The sequence below is a fragment of the Desulfitobacterium sp. genome (assembly GCF_034927245.1).
Classification (GTDB): Bacteria; Bacillota; Desulfitobacteriia; order Desulfitobacteriales; family Desulfitobacteriaceae; genus Desulfitobacterium_A.
Genome location: NZ_JAYFQK010000015.1, coordinates 25,872 through 40,204 on the forward strand (window position 1 = coordinate 25,872; position 14,333 = coordinate 40,204).

A 14,333-nucleotide genomic window follows, 5' to 3' on the forward strand; every position below is an offset into this window, starting at 1 on the left:
GATGTCAGGTTGGTTAGATAGTCCAATAATGGCGCTGATGGAAACGGGGTTAGATGCATCAAGCTTGAGGCAAAAAGTTCTGTCTAACAATGTTGCAAATGTGGATACCCCTAACTTCAAGCGCTCAGATGTCGATTTTCAGCAAATCCTTGGTGAGGCGCTGGGTGAACCTCCAGCCAATCTTCCTTTAAAAGTAACTTCTCCTCAACATATTCAAGGTGTTCAAGGGAGTGTTCGATCGGGCGTGGTAAAAGATAACTCGACAACACTAAGAAATGACGGAAACAATGTTGATATTGACAAGGAAATGGCTGATGTTGCGGAAAACGGCTTGTATTACAATTCTATGACACAGGCAATATCGAATGAACTCGGATTCTTGCGAACGGCTATCGATGCAAGGTAACGAGCAGAGGGTTCTGAATAGGGAAGGCGTGAGAATATGATTCGAGGGCTATACACTGGGGCAGCAGGTATGTTGGCAACACAAACCCAAAGTGAAATTATCGGGGATAACATAGCGAATGTCAGGACACCCGGTTACAAGGAAGAAGATGGCATAGTGAAAGCTTTCCCGGAGATGTTAATGGAGAGAACAGGGCTTGCCAACGGACAGCCCGAAAACGCCATGATCGGGAGTATGGGGACCGGGGTCGTTGTGGACAGTATTGCCCGCTTAAATGTTCAAGGGGCAATCGAGACGACCGATTTGGCTACGGATTTGGCCTTAACATCTCCAGGCTTCTTTGCGGTTCAGACTCCCGATGGGGAACGTTATACACGGAATGGCCGTTTCCAGCTTAATACGAACGGCATATTACAAACCGCGGATGGATACCCGGTTCTCGGAGAAAACGGGCCGATCGGGCCGCTAAGCAACTCATTTATGGTCAGCACAGACGGTACAGTATCTGATCAAGATCAAGTGATCGACCATTTAAGAGTGGTGCAAATTCCTGCGGAAGCGCTAGTACGGGAAGGTCAGTCGTTATATTCTTCATCGCAGCCTGCACAAATCGTGAACGTGGATATGGGTAATGTACAAATGCGTCAGGGTGCCATCGAAGCCTCAAATGTAGATATTCCGGGACAAATGACGAAGATGATTACGGTATTCAAAGCCTATGAGGCCAATCAAAAGGTGATTCAGACTCAGGATTCGACACTGGATAAAGCCGTTAATGAAGTAGGGAGAATCTAAATATAGGTATAATGATAATTCTCAAGAGGCATATGTGAATTCGAAGATAGGAAGTGGTTTCGATGGGAAAGCAAATGGTCATTTTTTCACTCGGTAAAGAGGAATATGCTATACCAATCGAAGTTGTACGTGAAATTACGCGCCTTGAAAATATCCGTCCGATTCCCCAGGCTCCGTCTTATGTCATGGGGCTGATCAATATTCGGGGGTCCGCTATTCCTCTCATTGATCTGCATTCCCGATTTGGAATTGCCAAGGATGAGACTTTAGTTTCTGCTAAAGGAGATACCAATGCAGACTATAAACTGGCTTTGATTACTGAGGTCGACGGAAAAGTTGTAGGATTTTCGGTGGATCAGGTTCGGGAGGTTAGTGTTCTCGAGGGAATTGCCGAGCCTCCTCAGCTGGTTACAGCACCTTTCATCGGGGGAATTGTGAATTTGCCTGATCGCATTATTATGTGCATCATTCCGGAAAAGGTTCTCGATAAGGACGAACTTCAGCAGCTCCGTCAATTAGAGTAAAGGGAAAGGAGAAGTTAATAATCATGAATGTGGCAGAAATGCTCCTTCTTTTCCAGCTTCAAAATATGAATCAGGCTTGGCAGACGAATTCCGAAACGAGTTCGTCAACGTTAGATTCATCACAAGCACTTCTGTTTGCAACTGTACTCCAGTCAGCACTGGCAGGTCAGGATAATAACATAGATTCGAATGATCTTCTGAAAGCTTTGAGTGCCGGGATGGGTTCCGGATCGCTCGGCTATCAAAGGTACCAAGCCCTTAATCAAAACAATCAAAGTTATAATGTGAATCAACAAATGCATCCAATGAGTGGTGCGGGAAATTCGGATATTGAAAATTTAATCGCCCAAGTCGGGCAGAAGTACGGCGTGGATTCAAACCTGATTCGGCAGGTTGTAATTGCAGAATCGGGCTTAAATCCAAGTGCGGTTTCACCGGCCGGGGCGATGGGCTTGATGCAGCTGATGCCGGGAACAGCGCAATCTTACGGGGTCAGCAACCCCATGGATCCCGCCCAAAATCTGGACGGCGGGACGCATTTTCTGCGGGATATGCTCAATCAATTTCATGGAAATGTTCCGCTGGCGCTGGCCGCCTATAATGCGGGACCGGGAGCAGTGGAGAAATATCAGGGGATTCCCCCTTATCAGGAAACCCAAAATTATGTCCATAAGATAATGAACGCCATCGGAAAATTTGACGCTGAAGCATAGACTTCCGAAACATAAAAACTTAATACGATGAAGCTAACCGGTACGTTTGTACTGGTTTTTATTTTTTTATCTTTAGATCATCCAAATCGGCACGATCAGATGGTTCGTGTCAAACGCGCCAAACCGGTCGGACATGCATAGCACTGCGCCGGTGCCGAGCTTTAGTGACGACTTATCAATCACGTTGAAAGTGCGGATAATGCGTTTATCCGGGGTGGCGTTTTTTTTAATTTCAAGCGGACAGAGCTTGCCGTCGCCTTCGATGATGACATCGATTTCCTTGGCATCGCGGTCTCGGTAATAATGCAGGAACGGTTCTTGTCCGGCGTTCTGATAGCCCTTCGTGATCTCGGAAACCGCAAAGTTTTCGAGCAGTGCGCCGCTCATAGCGCCGCTTTCGGCGACTTCCGGCGACGACCATTTGGTCAGATAGCAGACAAGACCGGTATCGTAAAAATACAGCTTCGGTGTCTTGATGGTACGTTTCAGCACGTTATTGGAATAGGGATGCAGCAAGAACACAATGCCCAGGGTTTCAAGAATATTGATCCACGCTTTGGCTGTAATCTGGTCGATGTCGGCATCATCGGCAATCGCCTTATAATTTACAAGCTGCGCTGTGCGTGCGGCAGCTGCGGTGAAAAATTTTACAAATTTCAATGCGTCAACTGTGCCGGAAAGATCACGGACGTCCCGTTCGACGTAGGTGGAAAGATAGGAAGAATAGTAGATGCCGCGGTCGGGATATTCGCCGCTGACAAGCCCCGGCATGGAACCATGCCAGATGCGCTTGTAAAGCTCCGGCGTGGTGACCGGCTGAACCTTTTTGCTTTCGGCAGCCAGTGTATCAAAATCGGTGGTAAACGGAACGCAGTCCGCGCCGATTATTTCTCTTTGCGACAGAGGAGACATATGCAGCAGGGCAACGCGCCCGGCCAGTGATTCCTGCACGCCGCGCATCAGACGGAAAACTTGTGAGCCGGTCAGCCAGAAGTCGCCGGGATTGTGATGCTCATCAATATGAATTTTAATATAGGTGAAGAGCTCCGGCGCATACTGAATCTCATCGATCAACACCGGAGGCTTGTGCAGCTGCAGAAACATTTTTGGATCGTTTTTGGCCATTTCGCGGATAGTCAAGTCATCCAGCGATACATACTCACGCCCGATATTCTCTTTTTCGGAGAGCCTTCGAAGCATGGTTGTTTTGCCCGCCTGACGCGGGCCTGTCAGCAAAATCGCCGGCCAGGACTTGCTCAGCCTCTGCACGACATCTTCCATATGTCTTTTAATATATTTCATAGTGCACCTGCCAATCAAAGATTTCGGCTAAAATTACCTATAATATTATTATAGCCGCGCATCAAAGGAGTAATCAACAGGGTCCCAGCCAAAACGTCTTTGTAATCTGCGGAGATCATGATATACTAGGAAAAAAGATTACCCGTACGGGGTATAACGATTAGCCATCGGATAAAGGATGAAAATGACGCTTTAGACAAAACAATGATAGCGGTATTCTACCGGGGATATAAGGCAGATAGGGAGGATTTTAAAGAGATGCTGATCGATTTAGAACATAAACATACCGAAGGATGTATGATCTGCGGCGAGGAACTTATTTATTCGGAAAAGGCAGAAACGCATCGCTGCACCATTTGTCAAAAAGAATTTACGAGTACGATTTCCTGTGCGCGGGGCCATTATATCTGCGATGAGTGTCACCGCGCGGATTCGAGTCAAATTATTAAAGCTGTTCTAGAAGGAAGCTCTTCTACGAATCCCATTGAGCTTGCTCGTGAAATTATGGCTGCCCCGGTTTTTCAAATGCATGGCCCGGAGCATCATTTGATGATCCCGATGGTATTATTAACTACCCTTAAGAATCTAGGAATGAATATTACTGAGACCCAAATGCAAAACGCTTGGATTCGTGCTAAGCAGGTTCCCGGCGGCAGCTGCGGAAGCTGGGGGGCGTGCGGGGCCGCGATCGGGACAGGAATTGCCCTGAGTATTGTTCGTGGGCTGACTTCTTTGAGCAAGGAAATTTGGGGACAGACGAACCGTGATACGGGCGAGGTCTTACAAAGTGTGGGTGCTTATGGAGGCCCTCGGTGTTGCAAGCGAAGCACCTATTCAAGTTTACTTAAGGCTATGGAAATTCTTGAACGAAGCGACGTTGTTCACTTCCCGGAAGAGGCCCATCAGGTTCCGGTATGTAAGGATTTTTGGCGCAATAAGCAATGTATTCAGGCTGAATGCCCATACTTTCCGCGTTGACCCTTTCTGAATAACATCCTATAATAATTCTAAAAGAGAAGTAGGTTCAGGAGTGAAAAATGCTGGATTATTATAGCTACCTTTTTAAGATCACCTGGCCGGAGTTTGTCTTGACGAGTCTCGTTATTATCTTTATCCTGGCTCGTCTGGTTGCCAAAGTCATACAGGATCTTAAACGGTATAAGAAATGGGGAAGGCTGCTTCTTATTTTTAAAATTGGATTTTGGATGGGTATTATTGCAGCTTATCTATTGATGTTCGGCCAGGCTAATCCGGACTGGTTTGCTCACCCGAAGGAAATTCAAGGGGAACTTATCGGGAAATCTTTGACCCATAGCCAAGAGAATCCTTATAGCCTTCAGATACAAGAGGAAACGCATTCACTCAGCCTTTTCGTAGATTATCGAACCTATAAAACTCTTGAGGTGGGTGATCAGATAAGCCTAAAGGCCCTGCCGAATCGTATGGAAGTTTATCAGTGTGAAGTTCTGCCAAATAATTGATTAAGGGGTGTGACATATGAGTGCGGAAGTATTTTTTACGAACTTCCAGATCAAAAACGGACAAAGTCTGCTGACCAAGCTTGAAAAACTCGTAAGCCGTTCAAAGATCTTAGAGGGAATTGCACCTAAGGATTTAGTTGCCATAAAATTGCATTTTGGGGAGCGGGGGAACCTAGCCTATATCCGTCCTCAGTACGTACGACGGGTTGTGGATCAGGTTAAAAAGAAGGGAGGACGCCCTTTCCTAACGGATGCTAATACCCTTTATGTGGGCTCACGTTCGAATGCAGTGGACCATTTAGAAACTGCGATTGAGAATGGATTTGATTATTCAGTCATCGGGGCACCTTTGATGATTGCCGACGGCCTAAATGGGAAAGACTATGTGTCAGTTCCGGTCGGTTTGAAACACTTTAAAGAGGTAAAAATCGGAAGTGCGGCAGTGCATGCCGATGCTTTGATTGCCATGACCCATTTTAAAGGACACGAAGCTACGGGCTTTGGAGGAACATTGAAAAACCTGGGTATGGGACTTGGCAGTCGGGCCGGTAAACAGCAGCAGCATTCGGATTTGCTGCCGACGGTTATCGAGGAAAATTGTATTGGCTGTGGAAAATGTAAGTTGTGGTGTCCGGCTCAGGCAATCACAGTTGAAGAAAAAGCCCATATCAATCATGAAGAATGTATCGGCTGTGGGGAATGTACAGTGACATGTCCCCATAAAGCAATCAAGGTGAACTGGAAGACGCAGCCGGATGTGATTCAGGAGAAAATTGCCGAATACACGGCCGGAGTTTTGAAGGGGAAAGAAGGCAAAGCCGGCTTCATTACATTTATTAATAACGTTTCTCCCCTCTGTGACTGTTCGTCCTGGAACGATATTCCGATTGTCCAGGATATTGGAATCTTAGCCTCGACTGATCCGGTTGCGATTGATCAGGCGGCTGTAGATCTTGTGAACCAAGCCCAGGGCAATCCGCATTCTTTTTTAGGGGATCACTATAATGAAACGGATAAGTTCCGGGTCCTCCATCCGGAAGTAGACTGGTCGGTTCAGCTAGCTTATGGTGAACAAATTGGTTTAGGAACCCGAAAATATTCGCTCATTTCTTTAGATTAGACGAAAATTAATACTTTTAAAAAATTAATAAACATTAAAAAAGATCTTTTTAGCAACAAAGACGAGTTGTAATATGATATTATAGGAATAAAATAATGATAGATTAGGGAAGGAGAGGTGGAGATTATGCGCATACAAAAGGTTAATGAGAGTACGATCCGCATCTTCATCTCCTTTACAGAACTTGCTGACCGTGATATTACGATGGCCGACTTATTCCAGCGCTCGGCAAAATCCGAGCAGCTATTTTGGGAATTGATCACGCAGGCAAGGGAAGAAGTGGAGTTTAACCTTGACCAACCCTTTTGGATTCAGGCAAGTGCGGCCTCAAACGATGAATTTGTCATTACCGTCATGAGGCAAGAGGAATCAATTGAAACCCCGGCTAAAGAAAAAGACAAAAAACGTCCAACCCGTTCAAAAGTTCTTGAATGGATATATGTATTCGAAGATTTTGAAGATGTTTTAGCTGCAGTTAAACGGTTTCCTGATTTTCCACGATTATGGTCCAGCCTTTATGAATTTGAAGGGGAATATTATTTGGCAGTAAGCCATCTAGGGTCAGGCAAGAAAAAACAATATGCTGAGGCTCTCCTTGATGAATATGGCGAAATCGTTGATATCGCCAAGGTGTTCCTTCAAGAACATGGTAAAGTCATCATGGCGGAGCGTGCTGTCCAAATCATGAAAGAAACATTTTAACAGTGTAACTGAATAGGAACCAAAAGAAAGGGATGCCTTAGTTGAAGAATTGAACTTCAACTAAGGCATCCCTATTTTCTGTATTTCCAGAAGTTTCTTTTCCCCTAGAACTTCTGTATAATTATGTTAACCACAGACGAAAATAGCAGGAATATCTTGTAAACAATCGGAGCAAACAATTTTTCCTTTAAAGGTTTGAAGATGGAGTGTTTCTCCGCAAAAAATACAGGCTTGGGGCTGTTCCTGAGTATGTTTAGGTTTAAAGAGGAGAACGACACCGGACTTTTGCAAAGTGTGATCTTGGTTTAAATGATGCGAATACATGGGCGATACCTCCTGTCTAGCATTAAAGAGCAACCTTTCCTTTATCATAAGACAAACCCAATGTCGAAATCTTAAAAAGAGTGCGGTTGGGCAAGGAGAAAAAAAGTCGGAGTTGCTCATTACATATTGAGGAGTGTTTATTGTTGGAAAGAACAAAGGCCTTATTACGAGCCTTACCCGCAGTTCATGAGGTTCAAGCACGCTTGGAAACGATGGAAGAATTCACTGAGTTTTTGACGAATGATGGGGATAAACGTCGTTTAACTCAAGTGATTCGAGAGAGCGTCCAAAAAGCGCGCCATCAGATTTTAATGGGACAAGACGAGGATCTCGAAGAGAGTGAACTATGGCCTTGGATACTTCGGGTTGTGCGCGAGAATCTTCGCAATCAAAAGACAAGCCTGAAGCGAATCATCAATGCTACCGGGGTTGTCCTGCATACCAACTGCGGCAGGGCTCTGCTTGCGCCGGAAGTCGCCGAATTTGTTGCACAGCAGGCGCAGCGTTATAGTAACCTGGAACTCAATGTTCAGACGGGTGAGCGAGGCTCACGTTATGTTCATGTAGAAAAACTGCTCTGTGAACTATCGGGTGCGGAAGCGGCAATGGTTGTTAACAATAATGCGGCTGCCGTTCTTCTCGTTGTAAATACCTTTGCCCTAAATCAGGAAGTGATTGTGTCACGGGGTGAACTCGTAGAAATCGGAGGGTCGTTTCGAATTCCCGAGGTGTTGAAGGCCGGCGGAGCACAGCTTGTGGAAGTAGGCGCGACCAATCGAACATGGTTACAGGACTATGAAGAAGCGATTCGACCGGAAACGGGGATGCTGTTTAAGGCTCATACCAGCAATTACCGAATCGAAGGATTTACGCATTCCGTTTCAGGTCAAGAGCTTGCGGAACTGGGTCAAAAATATAGGCTGCCCGTGGTCGAGGATTTAGGAAGCGGAAGTTTTAAGGATGGCACATCTTTGGGCTTTTATCCGGAACCGACCATTGCGCAGTCTGTGCAGGCGGGGATAAGTCTGGTCACATTCAGCGGGGATAAACTGCTAGGGGGTCCGCAGGCGGGCATAATTGTCGGTAAGCGTGAACTCATTGAGAAATTAAAGAAGAATCAACTGACTCGGGCTTTGCGCATCGACAAGCTGACCTTAGCCGCATTGGAAGGAACCTTACGCCTTTATGAACGTGGGGAGACGGATAAAATACCGGTCTGGAGAATGCTTTCCAAACCTGAAACAGAGCTGCGCGCCGAGGCAGAGCTTTTGAAAAACGGAATTGAGGAGCTTGCCCAATTTAAAGCGGAAGTGCAAGCTGATTTTTCTCAGGTAGGCGGCGGTGCTTTCCCAACTGAGGAATTGCCGACATGGGTTTGCGGGGTACAGCCGCAAGAGGGAACCGTGGAGGAGTTGGAAGCATTTTTGCGCACATTTAGTGTACCGATTTTAACGCGGATTAAAAAAGACTGGATTCTTTTTGATCCACGAACGTTGTTAGCGGGGGATCGCGAGGAAATCATGAACATTCTTGGTCAATGGAAAAGTCCGCAAGGATGAAATAGTCAGTAAAAATGAGAAAGTCCTCAAACTTGAAAGAATTACGAAAGCGATATATAATTTATTGATTATAAGAAATTATAACAAAAACTTATTCATCGACAACTAGAAGGAGGACGAAAGAGATGATGCTGGGAAATGCTCGAGATAAAATCCGCCTGACCCAATATTCGACGAAAGCGGGCTGAGGCTGTAAAATTGGTCCTGCGGACCTGGCGCAAGTTTTGCGCCATATACCAAGGAATGTTGAGGATGCTGATTTGATCGTGGGTATTGATACGAACGATGATGCCGGGGTTTATAAACTCAATGAAGAACAGGCCATTGTTCAAACCGCAGATTTCTTTACCCCGATTGTCGATGATCCCTACTCATTTGGGATGATTGCGGCAGCCAATGCTTTAAGTGATATCTATGCGATGGGGGCAAAACCGTTGACGGCAATGAACCTGGTTGCTTTCCCCATCAAAAAATTAGATTCTTCCATTCTTGCCCAAATCCTACAGGGGGGTTACGATAAAATCAAAGAAGCCGGAGCGGTTTTGCTGGGGGGACATTCCATCGACGACCAAGAACCCAAATACGGGCTATCGGTTACCGGAGTTGTTCATCCTCAGAAGGTATTGTCAAATGCAAAAGCCCAAGCGGGTGATTATCTGGTGCTTACGAAGCCGTTAGGAATAGGGATTATTACGACAGGGATCAAACACGGCATGGTCTCTGAAGAGGGGGAACAAGAGGCCATCCGTGTGATGTCCGAGCTGAATAAATCAGCTTCGGAAGCGGCAATTGAGGTTGGGGTCAGCTCGATTACGGATATTACCGGTTTTGGTTTACTGGGGCACCTTCATGAAATGATGAAGGGCAGCGGAATGCAGGCCCAACTTCAAACTCAAAATATTCCTGTCCTTGAAGCGACTTGGGATTGTCTGAAGAAAAAGGCAATTCCCGGCGGTTCTCTCGCCAATCAAGCATATCTCTCCGACAAGGTGATATTTGACAGCCGGGTATCTGAGAAATTGCGGATTGTTTTATGTGATGCCCAAACCTCGGGGGGGTTGTTGATCTCCGTGCCTGAGGAACGTTTAGAGCTTTTGCTTGAGGCGCTTCGGAAACGCAAGACTTTATCATCTGCCGTGATTGGTCGAGTGGATTCGGGTGAACCGGGGTTAATCAAGGTAGCAATAAAATAGGAGACATGATTTTTTTTGATAAAAAGGCTTTGCACATGAAAGCCTTTTTATTTTGGAGTATTAGGAAACTGATGTTGCTTTAAATTCTGCAGTAACATCTTCCTTAACGGGTCTGTTAGATTTTATGGCAAGTTGGATTATATGGGGAAGGGAAGTCGCCTAAATAATTTCTAGTAAATTGATCTCCATAGTTAAATGTGCATTTTCTCTTAACAGAAAAAGGGGGGCTTATATATAGGTAAAACTGCTTTTTATAAATGTAATTCTACTTTTAATCAGGGTTATCTTGCTATTCGGAAGGATTGGCGTAACTTGATTCCATTTCAGCCCAAAATTTAACAATAATATTTTACAGAGTTTATTCTATTCATAGGACCTGAAATAAATTAGGAAAGGAGGATCGAATCAAGATGTTAAGTTTAAGGAAGAGAGGGAAAAGTATGAAAAAGATCTCAGTATTTCTTTTGGCGTTAATGCTTCTTTTCAGCACTTTATCGCCTGTGTCTGCTGCTACAGCAACACCGACAACACCTGAAACTTCTTCAACACTAGCACAAACAGATATGGTAGAGCCGAATTTGGTGGAAGTAAAAACTATATCGGGTGAGACAACCCTGTTGAAGGAAGTAAAAACTGCATCGGGGGATACAACCCTGATAAATGCCGCAGCAACGTCATATCCGACTCCTTGGGTACCCAATTCGCAATGGAATTTAGCGACTAGTCAGTTACTCCGAGCATCGACCAGAAATGCATTTAATACTGCTATGTTTACATTTTTGACGGGTCGGTGTTCCAATGCAGCAACTTTAGCAAGCATTGCGGCTGGTGCCTTTGGAACAACCTATATGAATGGGATCGACCAAGAAACGGAATATTATTATCATAGTTATCAATGGAGAGAGTATGGACCTCCAACATTCGATGGAAATGGCAATATTATCCCAAAATATGAAATTCAAAAAACTCAAAGAACATCACCCAATTCAGACTGGACGGGTGGAGATGTAACTGTGACAACACAGTATGGTTCCATATTAACACCTTGGTTTTAACCACGATGTTATCCTTTGAGCATTGAATCAACAATTATCTTTTTCCTTCGCCCATTGAAATTCTTTTTCAACCATAAAAAATAGCTCTCTATGATAGATAACTAATCTTGCCATAGAGAGCTATTTCATTTTCACAATTTATTAACTATATTTAGGTGCATTGTTTACAGCTCCGTATATAAATGCGTTTCACTTCTCTATATTATTTTTTAGCATTATTATACTTTCTAAAATTACTAATAAAACAAATCACGCAAGTAATCGATGAAATAATAATAGAGAGTGAAACCGAATTTTTTAGAAAAAATATCAAAACTATATTTAACAAAATAAAAAATAATATATCTTTAATAAGTTCTTTTAAATAAAAAATTTACCCCACTCCTATCAAAACAATATTTATTGGATTTACAACCAAAAAGGATATGAACACTTTTTCATACAATTATTTTACCAAATCATTCTTTCTCTTGCAAACTTTTGAAACATACAGAGGCGCAAACTAAAGCACAGGTCTTCTTACCTATGCGCAGCGGTCATATTTTCGTTTTAAAGAGCCAGGAACCTCTCTTTTAGAATCCGTAGATTTGCTTCGGTGATGTATGCCTGTTCCTTAATACCTCCGAACTGAATGTTATATGTTTTGTTATGGTACCGACTGATTTTCTCAATCTTGCTAAGATTGACAATATAGCTCTTGTGGCATCTAAAAAAAGTTTCTCTTTTTCCCAGTAATTCGTTGACCAGAAATAAGGAGGTTGATAATTGCAATCGCCTGTTTTTTAAAACGGCAATAACTTTACCATTTTCCACGGTAAAAAATAAACGTCATTAACCTCAATCGCTTGCAAATAATCTTCATTCTTTGCAAAGAACATCTCCACAGCAATCATCACCCCCAGTCTAATTTACATAATCCTTATTAACCATAGTTACTCCATTCAAATCAAATAGTTTCAGCCTCCCTTCTCAAGTTAGATACTTTTAAAATCAATAAAGTTACGTTATTATTTGAAGAATAAACAAAAATTGGGGAAAAGGGGGAAGAATCCTTTGCTTTTAGCAGGGCTTTTTTATCATGCTGAAGAATTTCTATATGTAGGAGGGATAGCATGATAAATCAGACTTCGCTAGATCTGTTCGAAATCTTATGTAAGAATAACTATGATAGGGTTTATAGGGCGGTTTATCTATATACAAAAAACCAACAAATTACTGAAGACGCAGTTCAACAAGCCTTTGTAATTGCATTTAGGAAGCTCGATCAATTAAAGGATAAAGATAAATTTCATTCATGGGTAATTACAATAGCATTAAACGAAGCAAAGAAGGTTCTCATTAATCGGTCCAAACATAAAGTTATTCCGCTTACGGAAATTGAGTTCAGCTTAGCTGCTGACGATTCTCAATTTTACCTCAAGGACGAAGTCCAAACTACGTTAAAGCAATTAAAGGCTAACGAAAGTGAAATTTTATATTTAAAGTATTATGCAGACTTGTCATTAGAACAAATCGCAAAGTTTTTAGATATTAGCTTATCTAATGCAAAAGTAAGGTTACATCGCGCTAAGGTCAGTTTTAGAATTCTATTAAGTAAAGACAATGAAGACTTTGGGGGTGGCTCGAATGGTAATATATGATGAACCAATCGAGAATGTTATTCGGGACCAAATAGAAAAAGAAGCATCCAATATCAATGTACCCTCTTTTGAATCCCAATGGGAAAAGATAAAAAATGAATTACAAGAAGATACTCATAAAGAAAAGCATTTAAATATTAAGTGGATTGCTTGTGCTGCTATTTTTATAACTGCAGTCGGTTTTTTTAGCTTAAATCAAGCAAAAGATGTGAACGCATTTGGCGTAAAGATTTTTTCCTTTTTCAATCATATGGTTGGTAAAACCACAGTAAATAAAACGGACACGTACCGAAATCCATCATCATCTCAGGGTGTCCCAGCCGTACAGGATCTAGGGTCTAATTCAGATAAAGAAGTCACTCTACAAGAAGCCCAAGCAGCAATCCCCTCTAAACTTGCAGTCCCAAATTATACTCCACCCGGTTCTAAACTAAATAGAATTGTTTTAACTGACCTCGGTAATGAAAAATCGATTATGATGGAATATGTTTATCAAGATAATGTTATCGTGTTTACGCAAAGAAGCGGTGGAATAGCCTCTTCCAGAGGAAACTTATATGATACAGATGACACGGTTGTTAAGGATGTAATGATTAATGGAACTCCGGCGACCCTTTTAATTAATAAAACTGGGCTTACAACTATGGATTGGCAAATTCGGGGGCTTATCCTTCAATTAAAAGGAACACTAGACCAAACAGAAATAACTAAAATTGCAGAATCGATCAACTAAAAAATGCCACAGTATCATGAGGTAACTCATTGCTGTGGCATTTTAATCGGAAAGACCCTACTGAATATATAATGCTTCTGAATAAGAGATCCCTTTTTCGTTAATATCACCATATAAGGAAGTATGATCTGCTGCTACGCGATAATAGTAGCCCTTAGAAACGGATAGGGAACGACCTCCGGAAACGTATGAAGAGTTGTTTTTAGTATAGGTATAAGTATTGAGTGTGTACCAATTTCCTCCGGATAAATACTGGAGATGTAGAGTAACTCCTATTTGAGTTACTGCATAAGCTGTCGACGTATCACCGGAGATATTTATGTTTCCGTTTCCGTAATCAGTTATAGAACATTCTCCACCAATGATAGTTTGATAAATGTTAGGAGTTACAGTCCCCATTTTGCCAGATGACGTTGTAGCACCTAGGGCATTCGAGACAAAAAATATAAGAAAGACCAGTGCAAGGATGGGAACAAATCTGCGATGCTTCATGTTTAATCTCTCCTTTTTGTGTTATTTATAAATAGAGTATTTTTTAAGCCAAAAGGTTACAAAATATCTAGCAGATAGAAGTTCGTTCATCATGCTTTTAGGAAGATAAATTCTTTTTATTCCAATATTACTTTAACATAAAGTATAAACGAGGTCAGTAGCGTTGCATTAAGTTAGATCATGGTTTGTCAATAAAAAATTTATTGAAGAATAGGCTTGATTAAATTTACTTTATTGGTGTATACAACCAGATGATTATTCCTACTTGAGTCCAAAGGAACGTTGACCCAAGAG

The 14,333-nt window shown here is 42.7% G+C and carries 17 protein-coding genes; 13 read left to right on the top strand and 4 right to left on the bottom strand.

What is annotated here, in order from left to right:
* Position 1: 1 nt before the first annotated feature.
* From flgB to VB077_RS04480, 4 genes are all read left to right on the top strand, one after another.
* Positions 2–406, top strand: coding sequence for a flagellar basal body rod protein FlgB (gene flgB / locus VB077_RS04465; protein WP_323414016.1), 405 nt, complete (start codon positions 2–4; stop codon positions 404–406).
* A 36-nt stretch (positions 407–442) separates the two neighbouring features.
* On the top strand, positions 443–1,201 hold the full coding sequence (locus tag VB077_RS04470) for a flagellar hook-basal body protein (protein WP_323414017.1): 759 nt from the start codon (positions 443–445) through the stop codon (positions 1,199–1,201).
* A gap of 62 nt (positions 1,202–1,263) precedes the next feature.
* On the top strand, positions 1,264–1,725 hold the full coding sequence (locus VB077_RS04475) for a chemotaxis protein CheW (protein ID WP_323414018.1): 462 nt from the start codon (positions 1,264–1,266) through the stop codon (positions 1,723–1,725).
* Positions 1,726–1,748: 23 nt separating this feature from the next.
* A complete protein-coding gene (locus VB077_RS04480) occupies positions 1,749–2,438 on the top strand; it encodes a lytic transglycosylase domain-containing protein (protein WP_323414019.1) in 690 nt (229 codons plus the stop codon).
* A gap of 72 nt (positions 2,439–2,510) precedes the next feature.
* Here VB077_RS04480 and VB077_RS04485 read toward each other — a convergent pair whose 3' ends face one another.
* Entirely contained in the window at positions 2,511–3,740 is a 1,230-nt protein-coding gene (locus tag VB077_RS04485; RefSeq protein WP_323414020.1) for an ATP-binding protein, read from the bottom strand.
* Between the two features lie 258 nt (positions 3,741–3,998).
* Here VB077_RS04485 and VB077_RS04490 point away from each other — a divergent pair, with 258 nt between their 5' ends.
* The 4 genes from VB077_RS04490 (at position 3,999) to VB077_RS04505 (ending at position 7,043) form a co-directional block, all read left to right on the top strand.
* The gene (locus VB077_RS04490) at positions 3,999–4,718 is read left to right on the top strand and encodes a DUF5714 domain-containing protein (RefSeq protein ID WP_323414021.1); all 720 of its coding nucleotides are present in this window, start codon (positions 3,999–4,001) and stop codon (positions 4,716–4,718) included.
* Positions 4,719–4,777: 59 nt separating this feature from the next.
* The gene (locus VB077_RS04495) at positions 4,778–5,221 is read left to right on the top strand and encodes a hypothetical protein (protein WP_323414022.1); all 444 of its coding nucleotides are present in this window, start codon (positions 4,778–4,780) and stop codon (positions 5,219–5,221) included.
* Positions 5,222–5,237: 16 nt separating this feature from the next.
* Positions 5,238–6,341, top strand: a complete 1,104-nt coding sequence (locus VB077_RS04500; RefSeq protein WP_323414023.1) for a DUF362 domain-containing protein — start codon at positions 5,238–5,240, stop codon at positions 6,339–6,341.
* Positions 6,342–6,467: 126 nt separating this feature from the next.
* Positions 6,468–7,043, top strand: a complete 576-nt coding sequence (locus VB077_RS04505) for an adaptor protein MecA (protein ID WP_323414024.1) — start codon at positions 6,468–6,470, stop codon at positions 7,041–7,043.
* Positions 7,044–7,169: 126 nt separating this feature from the next.
* Here the strand turns inward: VB077_RS04505 and VB077_RS04510 are convergent, their stop codons facing one another.
* A complete protein-coding gene (locus VB077_RS04510) occupies positions 7,170–7,367 on the bottom strand; it encodes a hypothetical protein (protein ID WP_323414025.1) in 198 nt (65 codons plus the stop codon).
* A gap of 140 nt (positions 7,368–7,507) precedes the next feature.
* Between VB077_RS04510 and selA the strand changes: the two genes are divergently transcribed.
* The 3 genes from selA (at position 7,508) to VB077_RS04525 (ending at position 11,174) form a co-directional block, all read left to right on the top strand.
* Positions 7,508–8,926: an L-seryl-tRNA(Sec) selenium transferase gene (selA, locus tag VB077_RS04515; protein WP_416337029.1), complete on the top strand. Its 1,419-nt coding sequence runs from the start codon at positions 7,508–7,510 to the stop codon at positions 8,924–8,926.
* 125 nt (positions 8,927–9,051) lie between these two features.
* Positions 9,052–10,119, top strand: a complete 1,068-nt coding sequence (gene selD, locus VB077_RS04520) for a selenide, water dikinase SelD (protein ID WP_323414027.1) — start codon at positions 9,052–9,054, stop codon at positions 10,117–10,119.
* Positions 10,120–10,559: 440 nt separating this feature from the next.
* Positions 10,560–11,174: a hypothetical protein gene (locus VB077_RS04525; protein WP_323414028.1), complete on the top strand. Its 615-nt coding sequence runs from the start codon at positions 10,560–10,562 to the stop codon at positions 11,172–11,174.
* 549 nt (positions 11,175–11,723) lie between these two features.
* Here the strand turns inward: VB077_RS04525 and VB077_RS16570 are convergent.
* Positions 11,724–11,987, bottom strand: a complete 264-nt coding sequence (locus tag VB077_RS16570) for a LytTR family DNA-binding domain-containing protein (RefSeq protein ID WP_416337030.1) — start codon at positions 11,985–11,987, stop codon at positions 11,724–11,726.
* A gap of 299 nt (positions 11,988–12,286) precedes the next feature.
* Here VB077_RS16570 and VB077_RS04530 point away from each other — a divergent pair, with 299 nt between their 5' ends.
* Positions 12,287–12,814, top strand: coding sequence for a sigma-70 family RNA polymerase sigma factor (locus VB077_RS04530; protein ID WP_323414029.1), 528 nt, complete (start codon positions 12,287–12,289; stop codon positions 12,812–12,814).
* Entirely contained in the window at positions 12,801–13,547 is a 747-nt protein-coding gene (locus VB077_RS04535; protein WP_323414030.1) for a DUF4367 domain-containing protein, read from the top strand. Before VB077_RS04530 ends, VB077_RS04535 begins: the two co-directional genes overlap by 14 nt.
* Before the next feature lie 57 nt (positions 13,548–13,604).
* Here VB077_RS04535 and VB077_RS04540 read toward each other — a convergent pair whose 3' ends face one another.
* Positions 13,605–14,039 carry a hypothetical protein gene (locus tag VB077_RS04540; RefSeq protein WP_323414031.1) on the bottom strand — a complete coding sequence of 145 codons (435 nt, stop codon included), beginning with the start codon at positions 14,037–14,039 and terminating at the stop codon, positions 13,605–13,607.
* Positions 14,040–14,333: the final 294 nt, after the last annotated feature.

Coding starts and splice junctions, on each gene's coding strand:
- flgB (WP_323414016.1), top strand. CDS start 2: ATGTCAGGTTGGTTAGATAGTCCAATAATGGCGCTGATGGAAACGGGG.
- VB077_RS04470 (WP_323414017.1), top strand. CDS start 443: ATGATTCGAGGGCTATACACTGGGGCAGCAGGTATGTTGGCAACACAA.
- VB077_RS04475 (WP_323414018.1), top strand. CDS start 1,264: ATGGGAAAGCAAATGGTCATTTTTTCACTCGGTAAAGAGGAATATGCT.
- VB077_RS04480 (WP_323414019.1), top strand. CDS start 1,749: ATGAATGTGGCAGAAATGCTCCTTCTTTTCCAGCTTCAAAATATGAAT.
- VB077_RS04485 (WP_323414020.1), bottom strand. CDS start 3,740: ATGAAATATATTAAAAGACATATGGAAGATGTCGTGCAGAGGCTGAGC.
- VB077_RS04490 (WP_323414021.1), top strand. CDS start 3,999: ATGCTGATCGATTTAGAACATAAACATACCGAAGGATGTATGATCTGC.
- VB077_RS04495 (WP_323414022.1), top strand. CDS start 4,778: ATGCTGGATTATTATAGCTACCTTTTTAAGATCACCTGGCCGGAGTTT.
- VB077_RS04500 (WP_323414023.1), top strand. CDS start 5,238: ATGAGTGCGGAAGTATTTTTTACGAACTTCCAGATCAAAAACGGACAA.
- VB077_RS04505 (WP_323414024.1), top strand. CDS start 6,468: ATGCGCATACAAAAGGTTAATGAGAGTACGATCCGCATCTTCATCTCC.
- VB077_RS04510 (WP_323414025.1), bottom strand. CDS start 7,367: ATGTATTCGCATCATTTAAACCAAGATCACACTTTGCAAAAGTCCGGT.
- VB077_RS04525 (WP_323414028.1), top strand. CDS start 10,560: ATGAAAAAGATCTCAGTATTTCTTTTGGCGTTAATGCTTCTTTTCAGC.
- VB077_RS04530 (WP_323414029.1), top strand. CDS start 12,287: ATGATAAATCAGACTTCGCTAGATCTGTTCGAAATCTTATGTAAGAAT.
- VB077_RS04535 (WP_323414030.1), top strand. CDS start 12,801: ATGGTAATATATGATGAACCAATCGAGAATGTTATTCGGGACCAAATA.
- VB077_RS04540 (WP_323414031.1), bottom strand. CDS start 14,039: ATGAAGCATCGCAGATTTGTTCCCATCCTTGCACTGGTCTTTCTTATA.